Origin of the sequence: Rhodococcus globerulus (assembly GCF_019334125.1) — a bacterium.
GTDB lineage: Bacteria > Actinomycetota > Actinomycetes > Mycobacteriales > Mycobacteriaceae > Rhodococcus_F > Rhodococcus_F globerula.
This window is the reverse complement of sequence record NZ_CP079698.1, coordinates 1,454,976-1,476,141: the sequence shown is the minus strand read 5'-3', so window position 1 is coordinate 1,476,141 and position 21,166 is coordinate 1,454,976. Positions and strand designations below refer to the sequence as shown.

19 protein-coding genes are annotated in these 21,166 nt (G+C 63.1%); all 19 read left to right on the top strand.

The features are described 5' to 3' along the window. Positions 1-139: 139 nt before the first annotated feature. The 19 genes from KYT97_RS06540 (at position 140) to KYT97_RS06450 (ending at position 21,163) form a co-directional block, all read left to right on the top strand. Positions 140-697 carry an SAV_6107 family HEPN domain-containing protein gene (locus KYT97_RS06540; protein ID WP_242484544.1) on the top strand — a complete coding sequence of 186 codons (558 nt, stop codon included), beginning with the start codon at positions 140-142 and terminating at the stop codon, positions 695-697. A gap of 238 nt (positions 698-935) precedes the next feature. Continuing rightward, positions 936-1,382: a DUF3040 domain-containing protein gene (locus KYT97_RS06535; RefSeq protein ID WP_033231008.1), complete on the top strand. Its 447-nt coding sequence runs from the start codon at positions 936-938 to the stop codon at positions 1,380-1,382. Between the two features lie 532 nt (positions 1,383-1,914). Beyond that, complete coding sequence (gene mraZ, locus KYT97_RS06530) at positions 1,915-2,346, top strand: division/cell wall cluster transcriptional repressor MraZ (RefSeq protein ID WP_033231007.1); 432 nt, start codon at positions 1,915-1,917, stop codon at positions 2,344-2,346. A gap of 158 nt (positions 2,347-2,504) precedes the next feature. Next, positions 2,505-3,518, top strand: coding sequence for a 16S rRNA (cytosine(1402)-N(4))-methyltransferase RsmH (rsmH, locus tag KYT97_RS06525; RefSeq protein ID WP_045071103.1), 1,014 nt, complete (start codon positions 2,505-2,507; stop codon positions 3,516-3,518). Next, positions 3,515-4,183 (top strand): cell division protein FtsL, encoded by a 669-nt coding sequence (ftsL, locus tag KYT97_RS06520; protein ID WP_033231006.1) that lies wholly within the window; start codon positions 3,515-3,517, stop codon positions 4,181-4,183. Before rsmH ends, ftsL begins: the two co-directional genes overlap by 4 nt. Beyond that, positions 4,180-6,123 carry a peptidoglycan D,D-transpeptidase FtsI family protein gene (locus KYT97_RS06515; RefSeq protein WP_245006041.1) on the top strand — a complete coding sequence of 648 codons (1,944 nt, stop codon included), beginning with the start codon at positions 4,180-4,182 and terminating at the stop codon, positions 6,121-6,123. Before ftsL ends, KYT97_RS06515 begins: the two co-directional genes overlap by 4 nt. A gap of 153 nt (positions 6,124-6,276) precedes the next feature. Next, positions 6,277-7,908: a UDP-N-acetylmuramoyl-L-alanyl-D-glutamate--2,6-diaminopimelate ligase gene (locus KYT97_RS06510; protein ID WP_116101961.1), complete on the top strand. Its 1,632-nt coding sequence runs from the start codon at positions 6,277-6,279 to the stop codon at positions 7,906-7,908. Beyond that, entirely contained in the window at positions 7,905-9,404 is a 1,500-nt protein-coding gene (locus KYT97_RS06505; RefSeq protein WP_045070313.1) for a UDP-N-acetylmuramoyl-tripeptide--D-alanyl-D-alanine ligase, read from the top strand. Before KYT97_RS06510 ends, KYT97_RS06505 begins: the two co-directional genes overlap by 4 nt. Next, positions 9,401-10,483, top strand: coding sequence for a phospho-N-acetylmuramoyl-pentapeptide-transferase (gene mraY / locus KYT97_RS06500; protein WP_033231003.1), 1,083 nt, complete (start codon positions 9,401-9,403; stop codon positions 10,481-10,483). The genes KYT97_RS06505 and mraY overlap by 4 nt, the downstream gene beginning before the upstream one ends. Before the next feature lie 2 nt (positions 10,484-10,485). Next, the gene (gene murD / locus KYT97_RS06495) at positions 10,486-12,003 is read left to right on the top strand and encodes a UDP-N-acetylmuramoyl-L-alanine--D-glutamate ligase (RefSeq protein ID WP_415395482.1); all 1,518 of its coding nucleotides are present in this window, start codon (positions 10,486-10,488) and stop codon (positions 12,001-12,003) included. Beyond that, the gene (gene ftsW, locus KYT97_RS06490; protein ID WP_219111946.1) at positions 12,000-13,376 is read left to right on the top strand and encodes a putative lipid II flippase FtsW; all 1,377 of its coding nucleotides are present in this window, start codon (positions 12,000-12,002) and stop codon (positions 13,374-13,376) included. The genes murD and ftsW overlap by 4 nt, the downstream gene beginning before the upstream one ends. Further along, a complete protein-coding gene (murG, locus tag KYT97_RS06485; protein WP_219111945.1) occupies positions 13,373-14,563 on the top strand; it encodes an undecaprenyldiphospho-muramoylpentapeptide beta-N-acetylglucosaminyltransferase in 1,191 nt (396 codons plus the stop codon). Before ftsW ends, murG begins: the two co-directional genes overlap by 4 nt. After that, positions 14,560-16,068: a UDP-N-acetylmuramate--L-alanine ligase gene (gene murC / locus KYT97_RS06480; protein ID WP_033231000.1), complete on the top strand. Its 1,509-nt coding sequence runs from the start codon at positions 14,560-14,562 to the stop codon at positions 16,066-16,068. Before murG ends, murC begins: the two co-directional genes overlap by 4 nt. Further along, on the top strand, positions 16,065-16,871 hold the full coding sequence (locus KYT97_RS06475; protein WP_342393908.1) for a cell division protein FtsQ/DivIB: 807 nt from the start codon (positions 16,065-16,067) through the stop codon (positions 16,869-16,871). Before murC ends, KYT97_RS06475 begins: the two co-directional genes overlap by 4 nt. 226 nt (positions 16,872-17,097) lie before the next feature. After that, positions 17,098-18,285, top strand: coding sequence for a cell division protein FtsZ (gene ftsZ, locus KYT97_RS06470; RefSeq protein WP_033230999.1), 1,188 nt, complete (start codon positions 17,098-17,100; stop codon positions 18,283-18,285). Positions 18,286-18,429: 144 nt separating this feature from the next. Beyond that, a complete protein-coding gene (gene pgeF, locus KYT97_RS06465) occupies positions 18,430-19,185 on the top strand; it encodes a peptidoglycan editing factor PgeF (RefSeq protein WP_033230998.1) in 756 nt (251 codons plus the stop codon). Between the two features lie 9 nt (positions 19,186-19,194). Continuing rightward, positions 19,195-19,953 (top strand): YggS family pyridoxal phosphate-dependent enzyme, encoded by a 759-nt coding sequence (locus KYT97_RS06460; protein ID WP_033230997.1) that lies wholly within the window; start codon positions 19,195-19,197, stop codon positions 19,951-19,953. Between the two features lie 82 nt (positions 19,954-20,035). Next, positions 20,036-20,686, top strand: a complete 651-nt coding sequence (locus KYT97_RS06455; RefSeq protein WP_045070302.1) for a cell division protein SepF — start codon at positions 20,036-20,038, stop codon at positions 20,684-20,686. A gap of 189 nt (positions 20,687-20,875) precedes the next feature. Beyond that, positions 20,876-21,163 carry a YggT family protein gene (locus KYT97_RS06450; protein ID WP_033231443.1) on the top strand — a complete coding sequence of 96 codons (288 nt, stop codon included), beginning with the start codon at positions 20,876-20,878 and terminating at the stop codon, positions 21,161-21,163. The last annotated feature ends 3 nt before the right edge of the window (positions 21,164-21,166 follow it).

Here is a 21,166-nt window from a genome sequence, read left to right as displayed (position 1 = left end):
TAGGTCGAACGAATGTTCGATAAGGGTGATCTGGAAATGACACCCGAGGTGGGGATGCCCGAAGGGAAGCGGGCATCCCCGCCGCACCAGATTTCGATCCTTGTGAATGCAATCCCCTTTGGCGCGGGAGGTGCCCCGGATGTCCGATCGAGCGAAGTCCGAAAGAACACCGAAGTCCGAAAGGGCGCTGCCGGCGGAACTGGCGTGCCCCTCGCGGTCGGCGCTGTCACGGCTCCCGAAGTCAGCGAAAATGCCGGGGCGAGTGGCGCGATCGTCCGCCGCCGCGTTCTCCGGAAGTGGGTCCGCAGGCGGACTCGCGTGGAATCTGTTGGGGAAGGCCGATTCATTGTTGGCGGAGTCCGTCGGAGCAGGAGACGCGTCAGAACGCTTTCGATGCGCCTATCTGGCAGCGTTGCGCGGCGCTGGAGCAGTTCTGGCTGTGGGTGCGACGGGAAGTGGACGGCGTAAGAAGAGCGGGAACGCATGGACCCGGTTGGACGCGGACGCACCCACTTTCGGTGCGTGGTCGAGTTACTTCGCCGGCTGGTCGAACACCCGGGCGGCGGTCGAAACAGGCATGCAGGTGGATCTCAGCGACGCTGATGCCGATGGATTTTCTGTCGAAGTAGGCAGATTTCTGACTGCGGTCGAAGATTTTGTCGGCCAGGCTCGTCGAATCGACCTGAGAGCATCCTGAAATTTTTGATGTCTGAGATGGCCGAATTCAGAGAAAATGCAGGTTCTGTGGCCTGATGGGGCCTGATTTACGGTTCGGCCGGGCAAATACGTACGCTTGTGGCATAACTCGTACCCAGAGTTGGTGGTCCGCGACCTAAACTGCTCGTAGTATAAAAAGCAGGTAGTCGTTCACGTTGACTACCCGCCACCTCACACCGTGGGGTGGTTGCCTAACTTCCAGTGCCGGGGGAGGTACCGTGCCACTCTCCGAGCACGAGCAGCGCATGCTCGATCAGATCGAGAGCGCTCTCTATGCCGAAGACCCCAAGTTCGCCTCCAATGTGAGGGGCGGCCGTATGAGGGCGCCGTCGAGTAGACGGCGTTTTCAAGCTGCGGCGCTCTTTGTTGTGGGCTTGATCCTGTTGATTGCAGGCCTTCAAGTCCTCAAACTGGGCTCATTTCCGATTCTCAGCTTGGTCGGGTTCCTGTGTATGTTCGGCGCCGGCGTCATGCTCTTGTGGGGCGGCGGTCGACGGACTGGGACACCAACTGCGGACGGCGCTCAGGCCGGTGAACACCAGTCCGGGCCTCCAGGCGCGGGTGGGTCGAGCGGCGGCCGAGGGCATTCACGCGGTCGACGATCAGGTGGGGGATTCTCTTCCCGAATGGAAGATCGATTCCGTCGCCGGTTCGAGCAGGACTAGCTCTGACGCAAGCTGATGATCCCGTCGGCCAGTTCGGCGGGAGAGTCACGGTGGTCAATTTCACCTGAATTGTTCCACCTGTGCGGGTGGCGCGTGCGCCCTCGCAAGCGACATAACTCATAACAAAACATGACGGTCGGCAACCACTGGTTGCCGGCCGTCTGTCGCGTTATCGGGGGACCATGGTCCCCTCCACTTTCCTCCCCTGCTATGGGTAGTTCTGGCGTAAAGATGGGCGCATGGGGCTGCGGCAATCCGCCGTACTCGTTGAGCTGGACTTATAGGTCGAATGTGGGCCTGTGTGACGTAGGGCGGAGCACGTCGGTGATGTGCGTGGGGACACTGCTGACGAAAATTCCCCAACTTTCCCCACCTGCTTTGAGCTGCTAATACTCAGCAAATCAGCCCGGTTAGTGCCCGGTAGCTCCTTGTGTGTGGGGGAAAGTGGGGTACTGTGGGTGCGGGCGGAGAGCTTGAAGCCGTATTTCGCCCAAACGGGAGGGTTTCGGCGAAAGCTCGCAGGAGGTGTCGAGTGTTCCTCGGAACCTTCACGCCGAAGCTCGACGACAAAGGCCGGCTCACCTTGCCGGCCAAGTTCCGAGAAGAGTTGTCAGGAGGGTTGATGATCACCAAGAGTCAGGATCACAGCCTTGCTGTCTATCCCCGGGACGAGTTCGTCAAGCTGGCTCGTAAAGCAGCGGCAGCTCCACGTAATGATCCGGCCGCACGAGCGTATGTTCGCGCTCTGGCAGCCGGCACGGATGAACAGCACGCCGATGCCCAGGGGCGAATCACCCTCTCGGCTGATCATCGGCGTTACGCAAACCTTTCCAAGGAATGCGTAGTGACCGGGTCTGTCGACTACCTCGAAATCTGGGATCTCGAAGCCTGGGAGAGGTATCTCGGAGACAACGAAGAGGACTATTCCCAAGCAATTGGCGAATCTCTCAGCGAGATCGTCTAGGCGGATAGTTTGTGGCGAATGCCACGAGGCCTCTGCCCGGAAAGGCCCTGACGCACTTCCCCAGCGCCAGGTTCTCCTTCGGGCAGGGACCTCGGAGCATTCGCCCGTTCGAGCAGTCATTCTTCATCGGAATCATGAAAGTAGGAGCCGGAGCACACATGGTTGATCGCGAGGTGAACGAACCCTCGGACACCGACGGCTTCGCGCACGTTCCTGTTCTTCTGCACCGCGCAGACGACCTCCTCGGTCCCGCTATCACTGCGGTCGGTGACGGCGGCGCCGGCGCTGTCATGATCGACGCGACACTCGGCCTGGGTGGGCATTCCGAGTTCTTTCTCGGAAAGTACCCGGGACTGCACCTCATCGGTCTCGATCGCGACACCAATGCGCTGGCAATCGCGTCGGAGCGTCTTGCTCCCTTCGCCGACCGAACGACGTTCGTGCACACCACCTATGACGGCATCGAAGATGCGCTCGAGCAGGCGGGCCTGCCGACGACGGAGTCGGTTCATGCGATTCTCTTCGACCTCGGTGTTTCCTCGATGCAGTTGGACGAAGCTGATCGTGGTTTTGCGTATTCGATAGACGCACCGTTGGACATGCGGATGGACCAGACCGTCGGGCTCACCGCGGCCGAGGTTCTCAATACCTACAGCCACGGCGATCTCGCCCGAATTCTGAGTACGTACGGCGAAGAGCGTTTTGCGGGAAAGATTGCGTCCGAGATACTTCGGCAGCGCGAGAAGGAGCCGTTCACCACCAGCGCCGCTCTGGTCGAACTCTTGTATCGGACCATCCCTGCGGCCACCCGTCGCACCGGCGGGCATCCGGCAAAGCGCACGTTCCAAGCTCTGCGGATCGAGGTAAACGCCGAATTGGATTCCTTGCGTGCCGCAGTACCGGCAGGATTGGACGCCCTCGCAGTTGGTGGCCGAGTTGTCTTCATGTCGTACCAGTCGCTCGAGGATCGAGTTGTCAAGGCCGAGTTGGTCCCTCGCTCCAAGTCGACCAGCCCAGAGGGGCTTCCGGTCGAGCTTCCCGGTATGGGTCCGGAGTTCAAGATCCTCACCCGGGGTGCCGAGCGAGCTTCGGAGCAGGAAATCGAGGAGAACCCACGAGCAGCTCCGGTGCGCTTGCGTGCCGCTGAACGCATTGCCAGGAGGCGGGCATGACGAAGCAGAGCACCACCGGGGACGAATCTTCACGTAAGCGCCGTTCGGGTGCGGCGCAGCGTGCGTACGAAAAGCGAACGGCTCGGGCACTCGGGCACAGCGGGGTGGGTGCCAGTGGCACCGCACTCTCTCGAGGCGGCGAGTTCAAGGCCCGAATTCCGTTTGTAGTCTCCATCATCGGGCTGTTCTCCATCGGACTTGCCGTGACGTTGCTCCTGACGACCCGGTCCGCCGAGGACTCGTATCAACTCAGCGATGCCCGTGAGTTCAATCAGTCTTTGGTGGAGCAGAAGGCTGCTCTCGAGCGCGATTTCCAGTCGCGTAACTCCGCACCGGAGCTTGCCAATCAGGCGAGCGCGCTCGGCATGGTTCCGGCCAAGGATCCGGCCCGCCTTGTTGTCCACCCGGACGGTAGCGTCGAGGTGGTCGGTACACCGGCGCCGGCGAGTGCCGAACCGTTGCCGCCGCTCGACGCACCTGTCGTGGCGTCGCCGCCCCGGGTGGCAACCACCGCACCTTCGGCGCCCCCGGCTGCGCGGACGACTGCGCCGGCTCCACTCAACCCGCAAAACCTCGCTCAGAGTGAGCAATTGATCCCCGTCACGTCCGCTCCTCCGTCCCCGACCACGACGGTGGTGCCGTCTCCGACTGAGGACCGTCGGTGAATCGGGACCCACACTACGACGCGCGCCGACGAGATCCCCAGTACGACGCGCCTCGGCGAGAACCACGTCGTCAACCTGCCGGGCAGCGGGCTTCTCGGGGTCCTCGCGGATCGAAGTCTGCGACCTTCCCGTTTCGTCAGCGTGTAGGTCGGTGGACGATGTGTGGGGCGCTTGCCGTTGCAGCGCTGCAGCTGTTGTGGATTCAAGGCGTCGACGCTCCGAGCCTCGCTGCGGAGTCGGCCAATCAGCGCACGACGACTCAGATCGATCCGGCGGTTCGAGGATCGATCACGGATCGGAACGGCACGACGCTCGCATTCACGATGGAAGCGAAGGCGCTGACGTTCCAGCCGAAAGCCGTTCGCAAAGAACTGGAAGAAGCCCGGACCAAGAGCATCGAAGCGGGTGTCGAACCAGATCAGCAGGCACCCGAAGTGTCGACTCGGCTGGCCGAGATCGCGGCCGGAGTCCACGCGAAGCTGGGTGATGCAGCCCCGGAAAAGGACATTCTCGCGAAGTTGAACAGCGAGGAGACGTTTGTCTATCTGGCGCGGAGCGTCGATCCGGCTGTTGCAGCGGAGATTTCGGACAGCTTCCGTGAGGTCGGCCTCGAACGCCAGGATATCCGCGAGTATCCGGGCGGCTCACTCGCGGCCAATATGGTCGGTGCAACCGGGTGGGACGGGCACGGCCTCCTCGGCCTCGAGGATTCGATGGACTCGACCCTTGCCGGTATAGACGGTTCCCAGACCTACGACCGCGGCAGTGACGGCGCTGTGATTCCGGGCAGTTGGCGCGACAAGCAGCCTGCCGTCAACGGCTCCGGAGTTCAGCTCACCATCGATTCCGACCTCCAGTTCTTCGTTCAGCAACAGGTGCAGATTGCGAAGGACAAATCAGGTGCGAAGAACGCGTCGGTTGTCGTCCAGGACGTTGCGACCGGTCAGGTTCTGGCAATGGCCAATGACAACACGTTCAACCCTGGGATCGGTCTGGAAAATAATCTGCGGTCGGTCGAGACAGGCAATCTGTCGGTCACGAGCCCGTTCGAACCTGGTTCGGTGAACAAGATCATCACCGCGGCGGCGGCCGTCGAGGACGGATTGACCACACCGGACGAGGTTCTGCAGGTTCCGGGAAGCATCACGATGTCGGGGGCGACGGTCAAGGACGCGTGGGATCACGGTGTGGTTCCGTACACCTCTACCGGTGTGTTCGGGAAGTCGTCCAATGTCGGAACGCTCATGCTCGCCGAGCGGATCGGCGAGGATAGGTTTGCCGAGATGCTCGACAAGTTCGGTTTGGGACAGCGCACCGAGGTCGGGCTTCCCGACGAGAGTGCCGGCTTGGTCCCCAGCCGCGACCAGTGGTCCGGTGGCACGTTTGCCAACTTGCCGATCGGTCAGGGCTTGTCCATGACTTTGCTGCAGATGACTGGCATGTACCAGGCGATTGCCAATGACGGCGTTCGTATTCCGCCGCGCATCGTCAAGTCCACCGAGAACTCGTCAGGGGAGCGAACCGAAGCGCCGCAGCCTGACGGTATCGAGGTGGTGAGCCCGGAAACAGCGGCGACAGTTCGGGACATGTTCCGATCGGTCACGCAGGACGACACCGGAAATCAGCGCGGCACGGGTGTGGCTGCGGGCGTAGAGGGCTATCAGGTCAGCGGCAAGACCGGCACCGCACAGCAGATCGATCCGGCGTGCAAGTGCTACTCCAACTCCAACTACTGGATCACGTTTGCGGGCATCGCACCGGCAGACAACCCGCGGTTCGTGATCGGAATCATGTTGGATGCTCCCGTGCGGGGTGTCGACGGCGGCGGCGGACAATCGGCCGCACCGTTGTTCCACAACATCGCGTCGTGGATGCTGCAGCGTGACAGTGTGCCGATGTCCCCGGATCCGGGTCGTAAGTTGGTGCTGCAGGCGGACTGATCGAGCGGATCACGATCCACAGTTTCGTCAGGGATCACGATCCACGCGGTCTTCGGGGTGTTCCTGCACGCGGTAATCTCATACGTCGCAGTTTTCGGTTGTCCGAATCTGCGACTGCCATGACCAACGACAATCGCCAGGAGTCGAGTGACAGTGCCGAATCGTTCGCAATCGTCAGAGCCGGGTGTAGCGGTGAACGCACGACCGGCGAATCCGATTGAGACGGCGATCACGGCCTTGGCGGAGTTGTCCGGAGCCCGACTCGACTGGCTGCACGCGGAATGGTCGGGTGCCGGGAAGGCCGCCACCGTCGTATCGGGTGTCGACCTGCGTGCGCAGGACATCGTCGCCGGTGATTTGTTTGCCGCGCTGCCGGGCGCACGCTCGCACGGCGCGCAGTTCGCCGGTGACGCATTGGCCAGTGGAGCTGCCGCGATCTTGACCGACGACGACGGGTTGGCGTTGTTGCGCGCGTCGAACCCGAGCGTCGACCGGCCGGTGATGGTTCTCGTTCACCCGAAGCCTCGGGATGTCCTCGGCGAGATCTCGGCTGAGATTTACAGCCGACCGTCGGAGAAGATGCAGGTCATCGGCATCACCGGTACGTCGGGGAAGACCACAACGTCCTACCTGTTGGAAGCGGCGTTGGTCGGTGCGGGACGAAACCCCGGTCTGGTCGGCACCATCGAGACCAGAATCCATGGACGGCGGGTTCCGAGCGCTCTCACCACGCCTGAGGCCCCACACCTCCATGCCTTGTTTGCCGTGATGGCAGAGCAGGGTATCGATACCGTTGTGATGGAAGTGTCGAGTCACGCGCTTTCCCTCGGACGCGTCGACGGCATCCGATTCGACATCGGAGCGTTCACCAACCTTTCGCAGGATCACCTGGACTTTCACCGAGACTTCGAAGAGTACTTCGCGGCGAAGGCTCGTTTGTTCGATCCGGCGTCCACAGTTCACGCCGATAGCGCCGTCATCTGCGTCGACGACGGGTGGGGACGTCGGATGGCAGAAGTGGCGTCCGCAGGCGACGTGACAACGGTGGCGACCACGGAAGCCGAGTCCGACTGGAAGGTCGGTTCGGTCGAGGTTGCAGCCGACGGTTCCCAGTTGTTCGACCTTTCCGGACCGAATGAGCAGTCATGGCCGGTGTCCTTGCGACTGCCGGGTCGATACAACGTGGCAAACGCCGCGCTGGCCCTGACGGTGAGCGCGAAAGCCGGTATCGACGTGCAATCGGCGGTGGCGGCGGTGGGATCGGTGGATGTTCCTGGTCGCGTTCAGCGAATCGACCGCGGTCAAGATTTCCTCGCCGTGGTCGACTACGCGCACAAGCCCGCCGCGCTCGAGGCTGTCATCGCGACGCTGCGTAATCAGGTTTCCGGACGCGTCGGGGTTGTTGTCGGTGCCGGCGGTGATCGCGATGCGGGTAAACGCGCTTTGATGGGGGAGGCCGGCGCGAGAGGCAGCGATCTGCTGATCGTCACCGACGACAACCCTCGGACCGAAGTACCTGCCACGATTCGCGCAGCAGTGATGGCCGGGGCGCTCGCGGTCCCGGAATCCGAGCGTGGGGTTGTGCTCGAGGTCGGGGACCGAGCGGAAGCGATCGAACAAGCCGTTCGTTGGGCACAGCCCGGCGACGTAGTACTGGTGGCCGGCAAGGGCCACGAAACAGGTCAGGAAATCGACGGGGTCAAGCACCCGTTCGACGACCGCGAGGTGCTGGGAGACGCGATCGACCGGATCGCGATCGACACAGCGCATGGAGGCACGAAATGATCCCGATGACGCTCTCTCGGATTGCCGAGATCGTCGGAGGAACTCTGCACGACGTCGACGATCCGTCGGCAATGGTGACAGGGACCGTCGAATTCGATTCTCGCAGAGTAGGTCCGGGTGGACTGTTCCTGGCGCTGCCAGGCGCCCGCGTCGACGGTCACGAGCACGCCGAAGCAGCGGTTGCGGCCGGCGCGGTGGCTGTGCTCGCCGCGCGGCCGGTGGGAGTACCCGCCATCGTGGTGGCGCCGACGCAAACGAGCGGTCCGAGTTCGGTCATGGCGCTCGAGCACGACGCAGACGGTTCCGGTGCGGCAGTGCTGAACGCATTGGGGCTATTGGCGCGCGCGGTAGTCGATACGTTGTCGGCGCAGAACGGTCTCACTGTTGTCGGGATCACCGGATCGGCCGGCAAGACGTCCACCAAGGATCTTGTTGCTGCGGTATTGCGTGGTTCGGGCGACGTTGTTGCTCCGCCCGGTTCGTTCAACAACGAATTGGGTCACCCCTGGACCGCCCTTCGCGCCGACGAGCAGACCAAATTCCTGGTATTGGAAATGTCGGCCCGCGGCCTCGGTCACATCGCGGAGTTGGCGCGGATCGCTCCGCCCAAGATCGGCGTCGTCCTGAACGTGGGTACGGCGCACCTCGGTGAGTTCGGCTCCCGTGAGGCGATCGCAGCCACCAAAGGTGAACTGGTCGAAGCACTTCCGTCGGCGGCCGATGGCGGAGTCGCCATCCTCAACGCCGATGATCGTATGGTCGCGGCCATGGCGTCGCGGACCGCAGCGCGGGTGGTGTTGGTTGGTCAGTCCGAAGGTGCGCACGTGCGCGCGACGGACGTGACCGTCGATGATCAGGCTCGTGCGAGTTTCACCCTGAACTCGGAGAAGGGTTCTGCGCGAATCCGTCTCGCGGTTCACGGTGAACATCAGGTCGGCAACGCGCTTGCCGCGGCCGCCGTTGCACTCGAGAACGGCGTGGAGGTCGCCGAGATCGCCCGCATCCTCGAAGACACCAAGGCCGCGTCGGCCCGGCGCATGGACGTCAGCGACCGCAGCGACGGCGTCACCGTGATCAACGACAGTTACAACGCCAATCCGGACTCGATGCGCGCAGCGCTCAAGGCGTTGGTGTCGATGGCCAGATCGGACCGTCATTTCGGCCGTCGCAGCTGGGCTGTGCTCGGTGAGATGGCGGAACTCGGTCCCGAGTCGGTAGTCGAGCACGATGCGATCGGCCGATTGGCCGTGCGGCTCGACGTCACGAAGCTCATTGTTGTCGGCACCGGTCGTCCGGCCCGCGCGATGCACCAGGGCGCAGTGATGGAGGGCTCATGGGGAGACGAGTCGATGGTTGTCCCGGACGCTGCCGCGGCCTTGAAGGTGCTCGAGGCGGAACTGGAGCCAGGTGATCTGGTGCTGGTCAAGGCTTCACAGTCGATCGGACTCTGGACGGTCGCCGAGGCGGTCCTGGCGCAGAAGCAGGTGTCGGAGTGATCCAGATTCTGCTGGCCGCGGGCATCGCTCTCGCGGTCTCGATCATGCTCACGCCGATTCTGATCAAGGCGTTTGCAAAACAGGGATTCGGCCAGGAGATCCGCACCGAAGGCCCGGCCAGTCACCAGGCGAAGCGCGGCACACCCACAATGGGCGGCGTCGCTATCCTTGCCGGAATCTGGGCGGGGTACTTCGGAACGCATCTCATCGGAATGGGCATCGACGGGGCGGAGGGCCCGACCGCGTCCGGGTTGCTGGTTCTCGGTCTGACAACGGCGCTCGGCGGCGTCGGCTTCCTCGACGACTTCATCAAGATCCGCAAGCAGCGCAATCTCGGTCTGAACAAGACGGCAAAACTGGTGGGGCAGTTTGTCGCGGCCGTGATCTTCGGAATCCTCGCGTTGCAGTTCCGCGGCGCCGACGGTCTCACGCCGGGCAGCGTCCACCTGTCCTACGTGCGTGACATCGCCACGGTGTCGCTCGGTTCGGTCGTCTTCATCGCGTTCTGCTACTTGCTGGTCAGTGCGTGGTCGAATGCCGTCAACCTCACCGACGGCCTCGACGGACTTGCGGCGGGCGCAATGAGCTTCGTTCTCGGCGCCTACGTCATAATCACGTTCTGGCAGTTCCGCAACTCGTGCGAAACCAGTCCGGTCAAGGGTTGCTACGACGTGCGTGACCCGCTCGATCTGGCCTTGATCTGCGCTGCCGGTGCCGGAGCGTGTATCGGATTCCTGTGGTGGAACGCCGCTCCCGCAAAGATATTCATGGGTGATACCGGTTCGCTGGCCCTCGGCGGCATGCTTGCCGGACTCTCGATCACCACCAACACCGAACTCTTGATGGTTGTCATCGGCGCACTGTTCGTCGCTGAGGCTGCGTCGGTGGTGATCCAGGTAGCAGTGTTCAAGTCCAGCCGTCGACGGGTATTCCGAATGGCACCGTTCCACCATCACTTCGAACTTGCCGGGTGGGCGGAAACCACGGTCATCATCAGATTCTGGCTGCTCGCCGCGATTGCGTCGGCGATCGGGCTTGCACTCTTCTACAGCGAATTCCTCGCAGCTATCGGAGGCTGACCGTGACCGAAGCTGGAGTGAACGACCTGAGTTGGCTACGCGGACAACGCGTTCTGGTGGCTGGTGGCCGGGTATCCGGCCAGGCCACCATCGAACCTCTGGTCGCACTTGGTGCTTCGGTGACCGTCGCCGATTCCACCTTGGATTTTGCCGATCGTTGCGCCGAACTCGGTGCAGACACCACCGTCACGACCAGTTCGATCGAGGAAGATCGTGGTTTGATCACGCAGTTCGCGCTGGTCGTCACGAGTCCCGGGTTCCGGCCGGACGCCCCGATTCTGGCGGCCGCCGCCGGACACGGGATTCCTATCTGGGGCGACGTCGAACTGTCCTGGCGCATCGACCACTGTGGTCTCTACGGTCCGCCGCGAAAGTGGTTGGTGGTCACGGGAACCAACGGCAAGACAACAACTACATCGATGCTCGCGTCCATCCTCGACGCTGCGGGTCTCGAAGGGCGGGCGTGCGGCAACATCGGACTTCCAGTGCTGTCTGCGCTGTCGGACACGTCGCCGCGAGTCGATTACCTGGCCGTCGAATTGTCGTCGTTCCAGTTGCACTGGGCGCCGTCGGTGCGCCCGGACGCCGGTGTTGTCCTCAACGTGGCCGAGGATCATCTCGATTGGCACGGCGGGATGGCCGCGTATGCGGAGGCCAAGGCACGGGCTCTCAGTGGCAAGGTCGCGGTAGTCGGACTCGACGACGCGATTGCCGCAGAACTCGGTGCCGGCGCCGAGGCCGACGTCGTGGTGGGGTTCCGGTTGGGCGCTCCGGCGTCCGGCGAGTTGGGTGTGTCGGACGGCCATCTGGTCGACAACGCATTTGGCGACGGCCTGCAGTTGGCCGAGGCCGCGGACATCGATCCGCCTGGCCCCGCCGGTGTCATGGATGCGCTTGCCGCAGCGGCCCTCGCGCGGGCTGTGGGAATCGAACCTGACTCTGTGCGGGCCGGATTGACGGCTCACAAGGTCGGACCGCACCGCGGCGCAGTTGTCGGTGATGTCGGGTCGGTGCTGTACGTCGATGATTCCAAGGCAACCAATCCGCATGCTGCTCGCCCGTCGATCCTGGCTCACGATCGAGTCGTGTGGGTGGCCGGTGGTCTACTCAAAGGCGCCAGTGTCGACGAGTTGGTGACAGAGGTCCGCAGCCGACTTGCCGGCGCGGTGTTACTCGGACGCGACGCGGGCGACATCGAGCAGGCATTGACGCGACACGCGCCCGAGGTCCCCGTCGTCCGCGTGATGACGGGGGACGATGCAGACGTGAGTGAAAATCTCAGCTCTTCGACGCAGGTGATTCGGCTGCCATCCGGGTCCGATGCGGACGCCGTGATGGCGGCGGTGGTGAGTCAAGCCGCTGCGCTGGCGTCGCCGGGTAGCGCGGTGGTTCTAGCTCCCGCCGCGGCGTCGTTGGACATGTTCGTCAGTTACGGCCACCGCGGCGACAGTTTTGCCGCGGCGGTCGGTGCACTGCCGGATCCGCCGGAACGCGCGAACAAGGCTGGGATCGCGGAATGACCAAGGGTCCCAAGACCCGAATCGGTGCCTGGCTTGCGCGGCCGTTGGCGTCATTTCATCTGGTAGTAACCGTCGCAGTGATGTTGACGGTCTTGGGACTTGTGATGGTTCTCTCGGCGTCGAGCGTCGAGGCTTATGCCGAAAACAAGTCGGCGTACTCGATGTTCTTGAAGCAGGCGATGTTCGCCGTTGTGGGATTTGTGTTGTTCTACGTCGCGTTGCGGTTGCCGATTCGTTCGATGCGCGCGATGTCGTTCCCGGTGTTCGTCACCACGGTTGTGCTGCTTGTCCTGGTTCTCATCCCGGGTATCGGGACCGAGGCGCAGGGCACCCGCGGGTGGTTTGTCATCGGTCCGCTGTCGGTGCAGCCGTCCGAGTTGGCCAAGATTGCGTTTGCGATCTGGGGAGCGCACGTGTTGGCGTCGCGCCGCGGCGAGATCACGACCATCAAAGAACTTCTCGTACCGTTGGTTCCGGCAGCGCTGGTGGTCTTCGTGTTGATCATCCTGCAGCCCGACCTCGGCACAACCGTCTCGCTCATCATCATTCTTTTTGCGCTGCTCTGGTACGGCGGATTGCCGATCAAACTATTCCTCGCGATTCTCGGAACCGGCGTGGTGTCGGTGGCGATTCTCGCGTTGACGGCGGGTTACCGCTCAGACCGAGTGCGCGCCTTCTTCGATTCGGATGCAGATCCGCAGGGCACCGGCTACCAAGCTCGTCAGGCTATGTACTCGCTGGCCGACGGTGGAATATTCGGTCGTGGACTCGGCCAGAGCGTGGCCAAGTGGAGTTACCTGCCTAACTCGCACAACGACTTCATCTTCGCGATCATCGGTGAGGAACTCGGATTTGTCGGCGGCGCTGCCGTCATCGGTCTGTTTGCTCTGTTCGTCTACACCGGCCTACGGATTGCGGCGCGGTCCTCGGATCCGTTCCTGCGAATCCTGACCGCGACGGTGACGACCTGGATCACCGGGCAGGCGTTCATCAACATCGGATACGTCGTGGGGCTACTGCCCGTCACGGGACTGCAGCTGCCGCTGGTGTCGGCGGGTGGAACGTCGACGGCAACCACGTTGTTCATGTTCGGCGTCGTCGCCAATGCCGCACGTCACGAGCCTGAAGCGATCGCCGCCCTGCACTCCGGTCAGGACGGTAGGATTTCCAAGCTGCTGCGGCTACCGATGCCGGTGCCGTTTCAGTCGGTCAGGCCGAGCCGGCCTCGCGGCAGCGCGGAATCGAGCCGCTCGCGCGGCAGTGCAGAATCGAACCGCAAGGCCCCAGCAGGGCAGAATGGACGACGTCGGCAGGCGCCGACGCGCAAGACACACGATGCACATGAAGTTCGAGAGCGAGGAATTCGTAGGTGAGCGGCATTAATTCAGCTCTGTCGGTAGTGGTGGCAGGTGGAGGAACCGCTGGTCATATCGAGCCTGCTCTGGCAGTTGCGGACGCCGTGAAGGCGCTGGCACCCGACACCATCGTCACCGCGTTGGGAACCGCCCGCGGGCTCGAGACGACACTTGTTCCCGCCAGGGGATACACACTCGAACTGATTCCGCCGGTCCCGTTGCCGCGTAAGCCGACGATGGACCTGGTGAAACTCCCACTACGCATTCGAGCATCGGTGCGTAAGACACGTGAGGTGCTCGACGCAGTCGACGCCGATGTCATCGTGGGTTTTGGTGGGTATGTGGCACTGCCCGCGTACCTCGCCGCTCGCGGTGGGGTCTTGCGCCGCCGTCGCACCATTCCCATTGTCATCCACGAGGCCAACGCCAGCGCCGGCATCGCGAACAAGATCGGTGCGCGGCTGGCAACGCGTGTCCTGGCTGCAGTCCCCGGGTCCGGGGTGAAGAATCGCGGCGCGAGCGACGCGGACATCGTGGGTATTCCGGTGCGGGCATCCATCGCGAACTTCGACCGGGCCGGTTTACGGGCACAGGCGCGTGAATATTTCGGCCTTCCGCTCGATGGTCCGGTTCTGCTCGTATTCGGCGGATCGCAGGGGGCCAAGTCGCTCAACGACGCGGTGTCAGGCGCTGCCCGGGAATTGGCAGACGCGGGAATCTCGGTGTTGCACGCACACGGACCCAAGAACACGCTCGACGCCGCGCAGTTCTCGGAGGCTGCGCCGTACGTTGCCGTGCCGTATCTCTCGCGCATGGATCTTGCGTATGCCGCGGCCGACGCCGCAATCTGTCGCTCCGGCGCGATGACTGTGGCTGAGGTGTCCTCCGTCGGACTGCCGGCCGTCTACGTTCCGTTGCCACATGGAAACGGTGAGCAGGAGTTGAACGCAAAGCCAGTCGTCGCAGCAGGTGGTGCTGTGATCGTCAGCGACGCCGACCTGACTCCGGCATTTGTCGCCGACACCGTGGTGCCGTTGCTCACCGATTCGCCGCGACTGCAGGCGATGAGCGCGGCGGCTGCCGGTGTCGGGCACCGGACCGCGGCGACCGAGATCGCGCGGATCGTTCTGGACACTGCCCGGAAAAGCAACACAGAAGCACGTAACAGCACCGCAGTACGCAACACAAATAGGGGAAACCGATGACCGCGCTGCCCGCCCACCTCGAGCGAGTACACATGGTGGGTATAGGTGGTGCCGGCATGTCCGGCATCGCACGAATTCTGTTGTCCCGCGGCGGACTTGTATCAGGATCCGACGCCAAGGAAAGTCGCGGCGTGTTGGCTTTGCGGGCACGCGGAGCGCAGGTCCGGATCGGCCATGACGCCGACGCGTTGGATCTCCTTCCCGGCGGCCCCACTGTTGTCGTCACCACGCACGCGGCCATTCCCAAGGACAATCCGGAACTGGTCGAAGCAGCGCGTCGTGGGATCCCGGTGATTCTCCGGCCGGCAGTCCTCGCGTCGTTGATGGAGGGAAACCGCACGTTCCTGGTTTCGGGAACCCACGGCAAGACGTCGACCACGTCGATGTTGGTAGTCGCTCTGCAGCATTGCGGATTCGATCCGTCGTTTGCGGTGGGGGGCGAACTCAACGAGGCCGGAACCAACGCGCATCACGGTAGCGGCGACGTCTTCGTGGCGGAAGCCGACGAGAGTGACGGCTCGCTGCTGCAGTACGACCCCGACGTGATCGTCGTGACCAACATCGAAGCCGATCACCTGGACTACTTCGGAAGCGTCGAGAACTACGTGCAGGTCTTCGATGATTTTGTGGGCAAACTGGCTCCCGGTGGTCTCCTGATCGCCTGCCTCGACGACGCGGGGTCGGCGGATCTGGCCAAGCGGATCGTAGCTTCCGGCCGGGGCGATATTCGAGTCATCGGCTACGGCAGTGCCGATGCGGGAGATGCGGCGTTCGAGCCGGTCGACGGGGTCGAGGTGGGTGTGCGACTGCTCGATTTCCGGGCGCACGACGTCGGCGGAGTCCTGCAGTTCCAGCTGGCAGGGGAAAAGGCTGCGCGGACGGTTCGGATGGCTGTTCCCGGTCGTCACATGGCGTTGAACGCTCTGGCTGCGCTGTTGGCTGCGCGTGATGCCGGTGCGGAGATCGACGAGATCGTCGAAGGGCTCGCCGGATTCGGGGGAGTGCACAGGCGGTTCCAGTTCACGGGTCGTGAGCGCGGTGTGCGTGTGTTCGACGATTACGCCCACCATCCCACCGAGGTGCGAGCAGTTCTCGGCGCAGCCGCGGATCTTGTTCGACCACAAGATGTTTCATCGGTTGCGAACTCTGCTGCCGGTCGCGTGATCGTGGTTTTCCAGCCGCACCTGTATTCACGCACGGCGACGTTTGCCGACGAGTTCGCGGCAGCGCTGGACCTTGCAGACGAGGTAGTCGTTCTCGACGTCTACGGTGCGCGTGAAGAACCGTTGCCCGGTGTCAGTGGGGCATTGGTTGCACAGGCTGTCACGAAACCCGTTCACTACCAGCCTGATCTGTCGCTCGCGCCGCGTCAGGTAGCCGGCCTGGCCGGTCCCGGCGACATCGTCATCACGATGGGTGCCGGTGACGTGACCATGTTGGGCAAACAAATCCTCGACGCGTTGCGCGCAGTTCCTCATCAGGCTTCGCGCACGCAGACGCGATGAGTTCGGACGCACGTAGCCGCCGCGGTCGTCGTGATCCGGCGGCCCGGCGTACCGCAGGCGCCAGAGCGCGAAGTACCCGCACAGAATCGCGATACTCGACCCGCGCTACTGCGCCGAAGCCGCCGCCGACACCGAAATCGCCTTGGTACAAGCGGCCGGTGGTGATGGCGCCGCTGGCGCTCGTTGTTGTTGTCGGACTCGTTCTGACAGCGTGGTTGTCACCAGTTCTCTCGGTTCGCGGTACCGAAGTCAGGGGAGCGTCGACGGTATCCGAGGAGCAGATCCTGGAATTGCTGGCAATCCCAGCCGGCACGCCGTTGATGCGCGTCGATGCAGGTTCGGCAGCGGCACGTGTCGCGGCTATTCCGAAGGTCGCATCCGCGCGTGTACAGCGGATGTATCCGTCGACCATTCGGGTGACGGTAACGGAGCGAGTCCCCTTGGTGTTCGTGGATTCGCCGGAAGGCACCCATCTGCTGGACGAGAAGGGCGTCGACTTCGAGATCGGCGTTCCGCCGCCCGGCGTGCCCCGACTGGTGACGGCGACACCCGGATGGAACGACCCGCCGACCTTGGCTGCGCTCGAGGTGCTCGCGGCATTGCCGCCGGAGTTACGGATGCAGGTGGGAGAGGTTGCTGCCCGGTCCATTTCGGATGTCTCGATGACGTTGGTCGACGGGCGTGTCGTCAACTGGGGTGGCGTCGAGAAGTCGGATCGCAAGGCCGCGGTGACGCTGCCGCTGTTGACGCAGCCGGGCCAGACGTACGACGTGTCGAGTCCCGACCTTCCGACGGTGCGTTAGTTCGGGCGCGGAATGTGCGAACTCACGTCAAATACTTACCGAAGTTTCGGCGCGCCTAATGGCGGATCGTGATGTCGATGCATAGCGTTTGGTTTCAGATCGAATACTTGACATAACTCTAACCCTGTGGTTGAGGTTGAGAGTTGAGATTCACCCGCTTTACTCAGTACCTGCTTTACCCAGCAATAGACAACAGCGCGTAATACGACACGGAAGGCGAGAGCCGATGACGCCCCCGCACAACTACCTCGCCGTAATCAAGGTCGTCGGCATCGGCGGCGGCGGCGTGAACGCAGTCAACCGCATGATCGAACAAGGACTCAAGGGAGTCGAGTTCATCGCGGTCAACACGGACGCGCAAGCCCTCCTGATGAGCGACGCCGACGTCAAACTCGATGTCGGTCGTGAACTGACCCGAGGCCTCGGCGCCGGTGCAGATCCCGAGGTCGGCCGCAAGGCCGCCGAGGATCACAAGGACGAAATCGAAGAGGTCATCAAGGGCGCTGACATGGTGTTCGTGACCGCCGGTGAGGGTGGTGGAACCGGAACCGGTGGTGCCCCTGTCGTCGCCAGCATCGCCCGGAAGTTGGGCGCCCTCACCGTTGGTGTCGTAACCCGGCCGTTCTCCTTCGAAGGCAAGCGTCGTGGTGGCCAGGCCGACACGGGCATCCAGGCGTTGCGTGAGTCGTGTGACACGCTCATCGTCATCCCCAACGATCGGCTCCTTCAGCTCGGGGACGCGGCTGTCAGTTTGATGGACGCATTCCGTAGCGCCGACGAGGTTCTGCTCAACGGCGTTCAGGGCATTACCGACCTGATCACCACTCCCGGACTGATCAACGTCGACTTCGCGGATGTGAAGGGCGTCATGTCCGGTGCCGGTAGTGCACTCATGGGCATCGGCTCTTCGCGCGGCGAAGGTCGGGCGATCAAAGCTGCTGAGTCCGCTATCAACTCACCGCTTCTCGAGGCGTCGATGGAAGGCGCCCGCGGCGTTCTGCTGTCGATCGCCGGTGGCAGCGATCTTGGTCTGTTCGAGATCAACGAAGCGGCTTCCCTCGTGCAGGAAGCCGCGCACATCGATGCCAACATCATCTTCGGAACGGTGATCGACGATTCACTCGGAGACGAAGTTCGTGTGACGGTCATCGCTGCCGGTTTCGACGGGGGAGCGCCTGCGCGTCGCCCCGTCGAGTCCGCGGCACCCGGCCGAGGAGCTATCGGAGCAGGGCGCGCCGGCGAGGTCGGACGTTCACCGGTAGCTGCGGAACCGCCTGTGGAGCAGCAGGTTCCGGTTGCGCGCGAGCCGATTGGTTCGGGCTCGCTGCCGCCGATTGCTCCGCCGCGCCATGTTGCGCCACAGGAGGACGACGGCGATGACGACGTCGACGTTCCCGTCTTCATGCGTCGCTGAGTAGAGCGCCGCGCACGCTTTCGAGAGCAGGGTATCCAGATTTTCTGGGTACCCTGTTCTTGATTGATCCCTTATCTCTGTCCGGAAGCTGCCTCGGGATCATGTCCCGTGCAGCAGTGAACATTCGACGTTTGTGAGCACAAAATTTTGAGTACCGAGAACTCGACCGCCAATTTCCGAGTCCGCCGTGTCGTGACCAGTCGCGCTGGCGGTGTTTCGGAAGCGCCGTACGACTCGTTCAATCTCGGTGATCACGTCGGCGACAACGCCGAAGCCGTCGACGCAAACCGTCGACGCCTCGCACGCGAAATCGGAGTCGAGCCGAATCATCTTGTCTGGATGGAACAAATCCACTCGCGCAACGTAACCGTCGTTACCGAGCCGACGGACGAGGTCATCGAGGTGACCGACGCCTTGGTCACTACTGTCCCCGGGTTGGCACTGGCCACGCTCAGTGCCGACTGCGTTCCGGTGCTGCTGTCCGACGAGCAGGCCGGCGTCATCGCCGCCGTGCATGCCGGCCGGATCGGTGCGCGCCTCGGAATCGTGCCGCGGGTTCTGGCCGAGATGGTTCGCCAAGGCGCTGACGTCTCTCGGATCGGCGCCTTCCTCGGTCCGGCAGCCAGTGGCCGGCAGTACGAAGTGCCTGCCGAGATGCGTGCCGACGTCGAGAAGCATCTGCCTGGCAGTGCAACTCGTACCGCGAAGGGCACTCCCGGTCTGGATCTGCGGGCCGGAATCCGCAAACAACTCCTTGATGCCGGTGTTACGGGTGTCGCCGAGGATCCTCGTTGCACGATCGAGGACCGCGCACTGTTCAGTCACCGCCGCGATTCCCTCACCGGGCGTCAGGCTGCGGTGATCTGGATGGATCCGATCGTCGCTGTGGAAGACAACTAGGCCGATTGCATGAACGCCGACAATTCTGGACGCGTGGCCGAGATCTCGGCGGCACTCGATTCGGTGCGGTCCCGCCTCACTGCGGCGTGCGCCGCGGCAGGGCGTCCGGCTTCTGCCGTGACGCTTCTCCCGGTTACCAAGTTCTTCCCCGCGTCGGATGCGCGAATTCTGTATGAATTGGGTTGCCGCGAGTTCGGTGAGTCGCGCGAGCAGGAAGCGATAGCCAAGGTTGCGGAATTCGCCGCAGCGGCCGCCGGTGGTGCAATCGACGGGGCGGATCCTGTTCGGTGGCACATGATCGGTCAGTTGCAGCGAAACAAGGCACGTTCGGTCGCGAAGTGGGCCTACGCGATTCACTCGGTCGACAGTGCGCGGCTCGCGGACGCTCTCGATCGGGCCGCGCTCGATGCCCTCTCCGCCGGTGATCGCGCTGCACCGTTGCGAGTTCTGATTCAGGTGAGCCTCGACGCCGATCCGACGCGTGGCGGCATCGCGCTCGACGAGTTACCGGCACTCGCCGCGCGGATCGCGACGGCCGACGGTCTGGAACTGGCCGGGCTGATGGCCGTTCCGCCGCTGGGTTCGGACGCCGACGAGCAGTTTGCTCGCCTGCACGAGGTCCATCGGACCGTCCTCGAGTCGCATCCGCATGCGGTCGAGTTGTCGGCCGGAATGACCGGAGATCTCGAGGCTGCGGTTCGCCACGGATCGACTTGCGTGCGTGTCGGAACCGCACTGCTCGGCTCACGACCAGTAATCTCGAAATGATCGCTCTGGTGATCGCCCAACCCGTCCACACCGCGACCGGCCGCAGTCGGAGACAATCCGCCGCGCCAAGGAAGGTCGATCAATGAGCAACCTGCACAAGTTCAAGGCATATTTCGGCATGGTTCCCCTCGACGACTACGAGGACGAGTACGTAGAAGAACCCGATCAGGCTCGTCGCGCACCTCGCCGTAGCCATGACGGCTATGCCGAACGTGATGACCGCGAGTTTGCCGAGCCGGCTTTCTCGAAGGCTGGCTACGCGCCCAGCCGTCGGGATGAGGAAGAAGCCGAGTTCGATCGCTACGAATCACGTCCGAGAATGGACACCGTTGCCTCGCGTGCACCCCGCCCGTCGATGGCGCCTCGTCCCACCAGCCGGGGCAATCTTGCAGTTGACGCCCGCGCCGAGCGCCCTGAAGTTCGCCGCGCGCCCGCAGTCGACGACGGCGGCCCGTTGGCCAAGATCACGACTCTGCGTCCGCAGAGCTACGCCGAGGCCCGCACGATCGGCGAGCGCTTCCGCGACGGCACGCCGGTCATCATGGATTTGGTCGACATGAGCAACGCCGACGCGAAGCGACTGGTCGACTTCGCCGCCGGTCTCGCATTTGCGCTGCGCGGCTCGTTCGACAAGGTCGCCACCAAAGTGTTTCTTCTCTCACCGGCCGACATCGATGTTTCCGCCGAGGAGCGTCGTCGTATCGCGGAGACGGGCTTCTACAGTCAGAAATGATGCTCTCGATCGTAGATAGCTCCTTGAACAGCCGAAATGCTGGACATTCTGTTGCGCTGGGGCCTGTGCAGGGGTCGCATGGCAGGGGTGTTCACGGTCTCGGCTCGGTGAGTTCGCAGCCTCGTAATCCGGCCTCGGATGGCGAGTGTCTGTTTTGGACGCGACGCAGAAGTCAGGCAGAGTGAGGGTGTGAACGCGCTTTTCGATGTGATCTACCTCGTGCTGGTTGTGTTTTGGCTTTTGCTGATCGGCAGAGTGATTGTCGAGTTCGTTCGTTCGTTCGCCAGAGACTGGCGTCCGTCGGGAGTGGTCGCCATCATTCTCGAAACCGTTTTTACGATCACCGATCCGCCGGTGAAGCTTCTCCGTAGGTTGATCCCCCCGATCAACCTGGGTGGGGTTCGCTTGGATCTATCCATCATGGTCTTGCTTTTCATCGTCATCATCCTGATGTCGGTTGTCGGCTCGGCCCGGTAATTG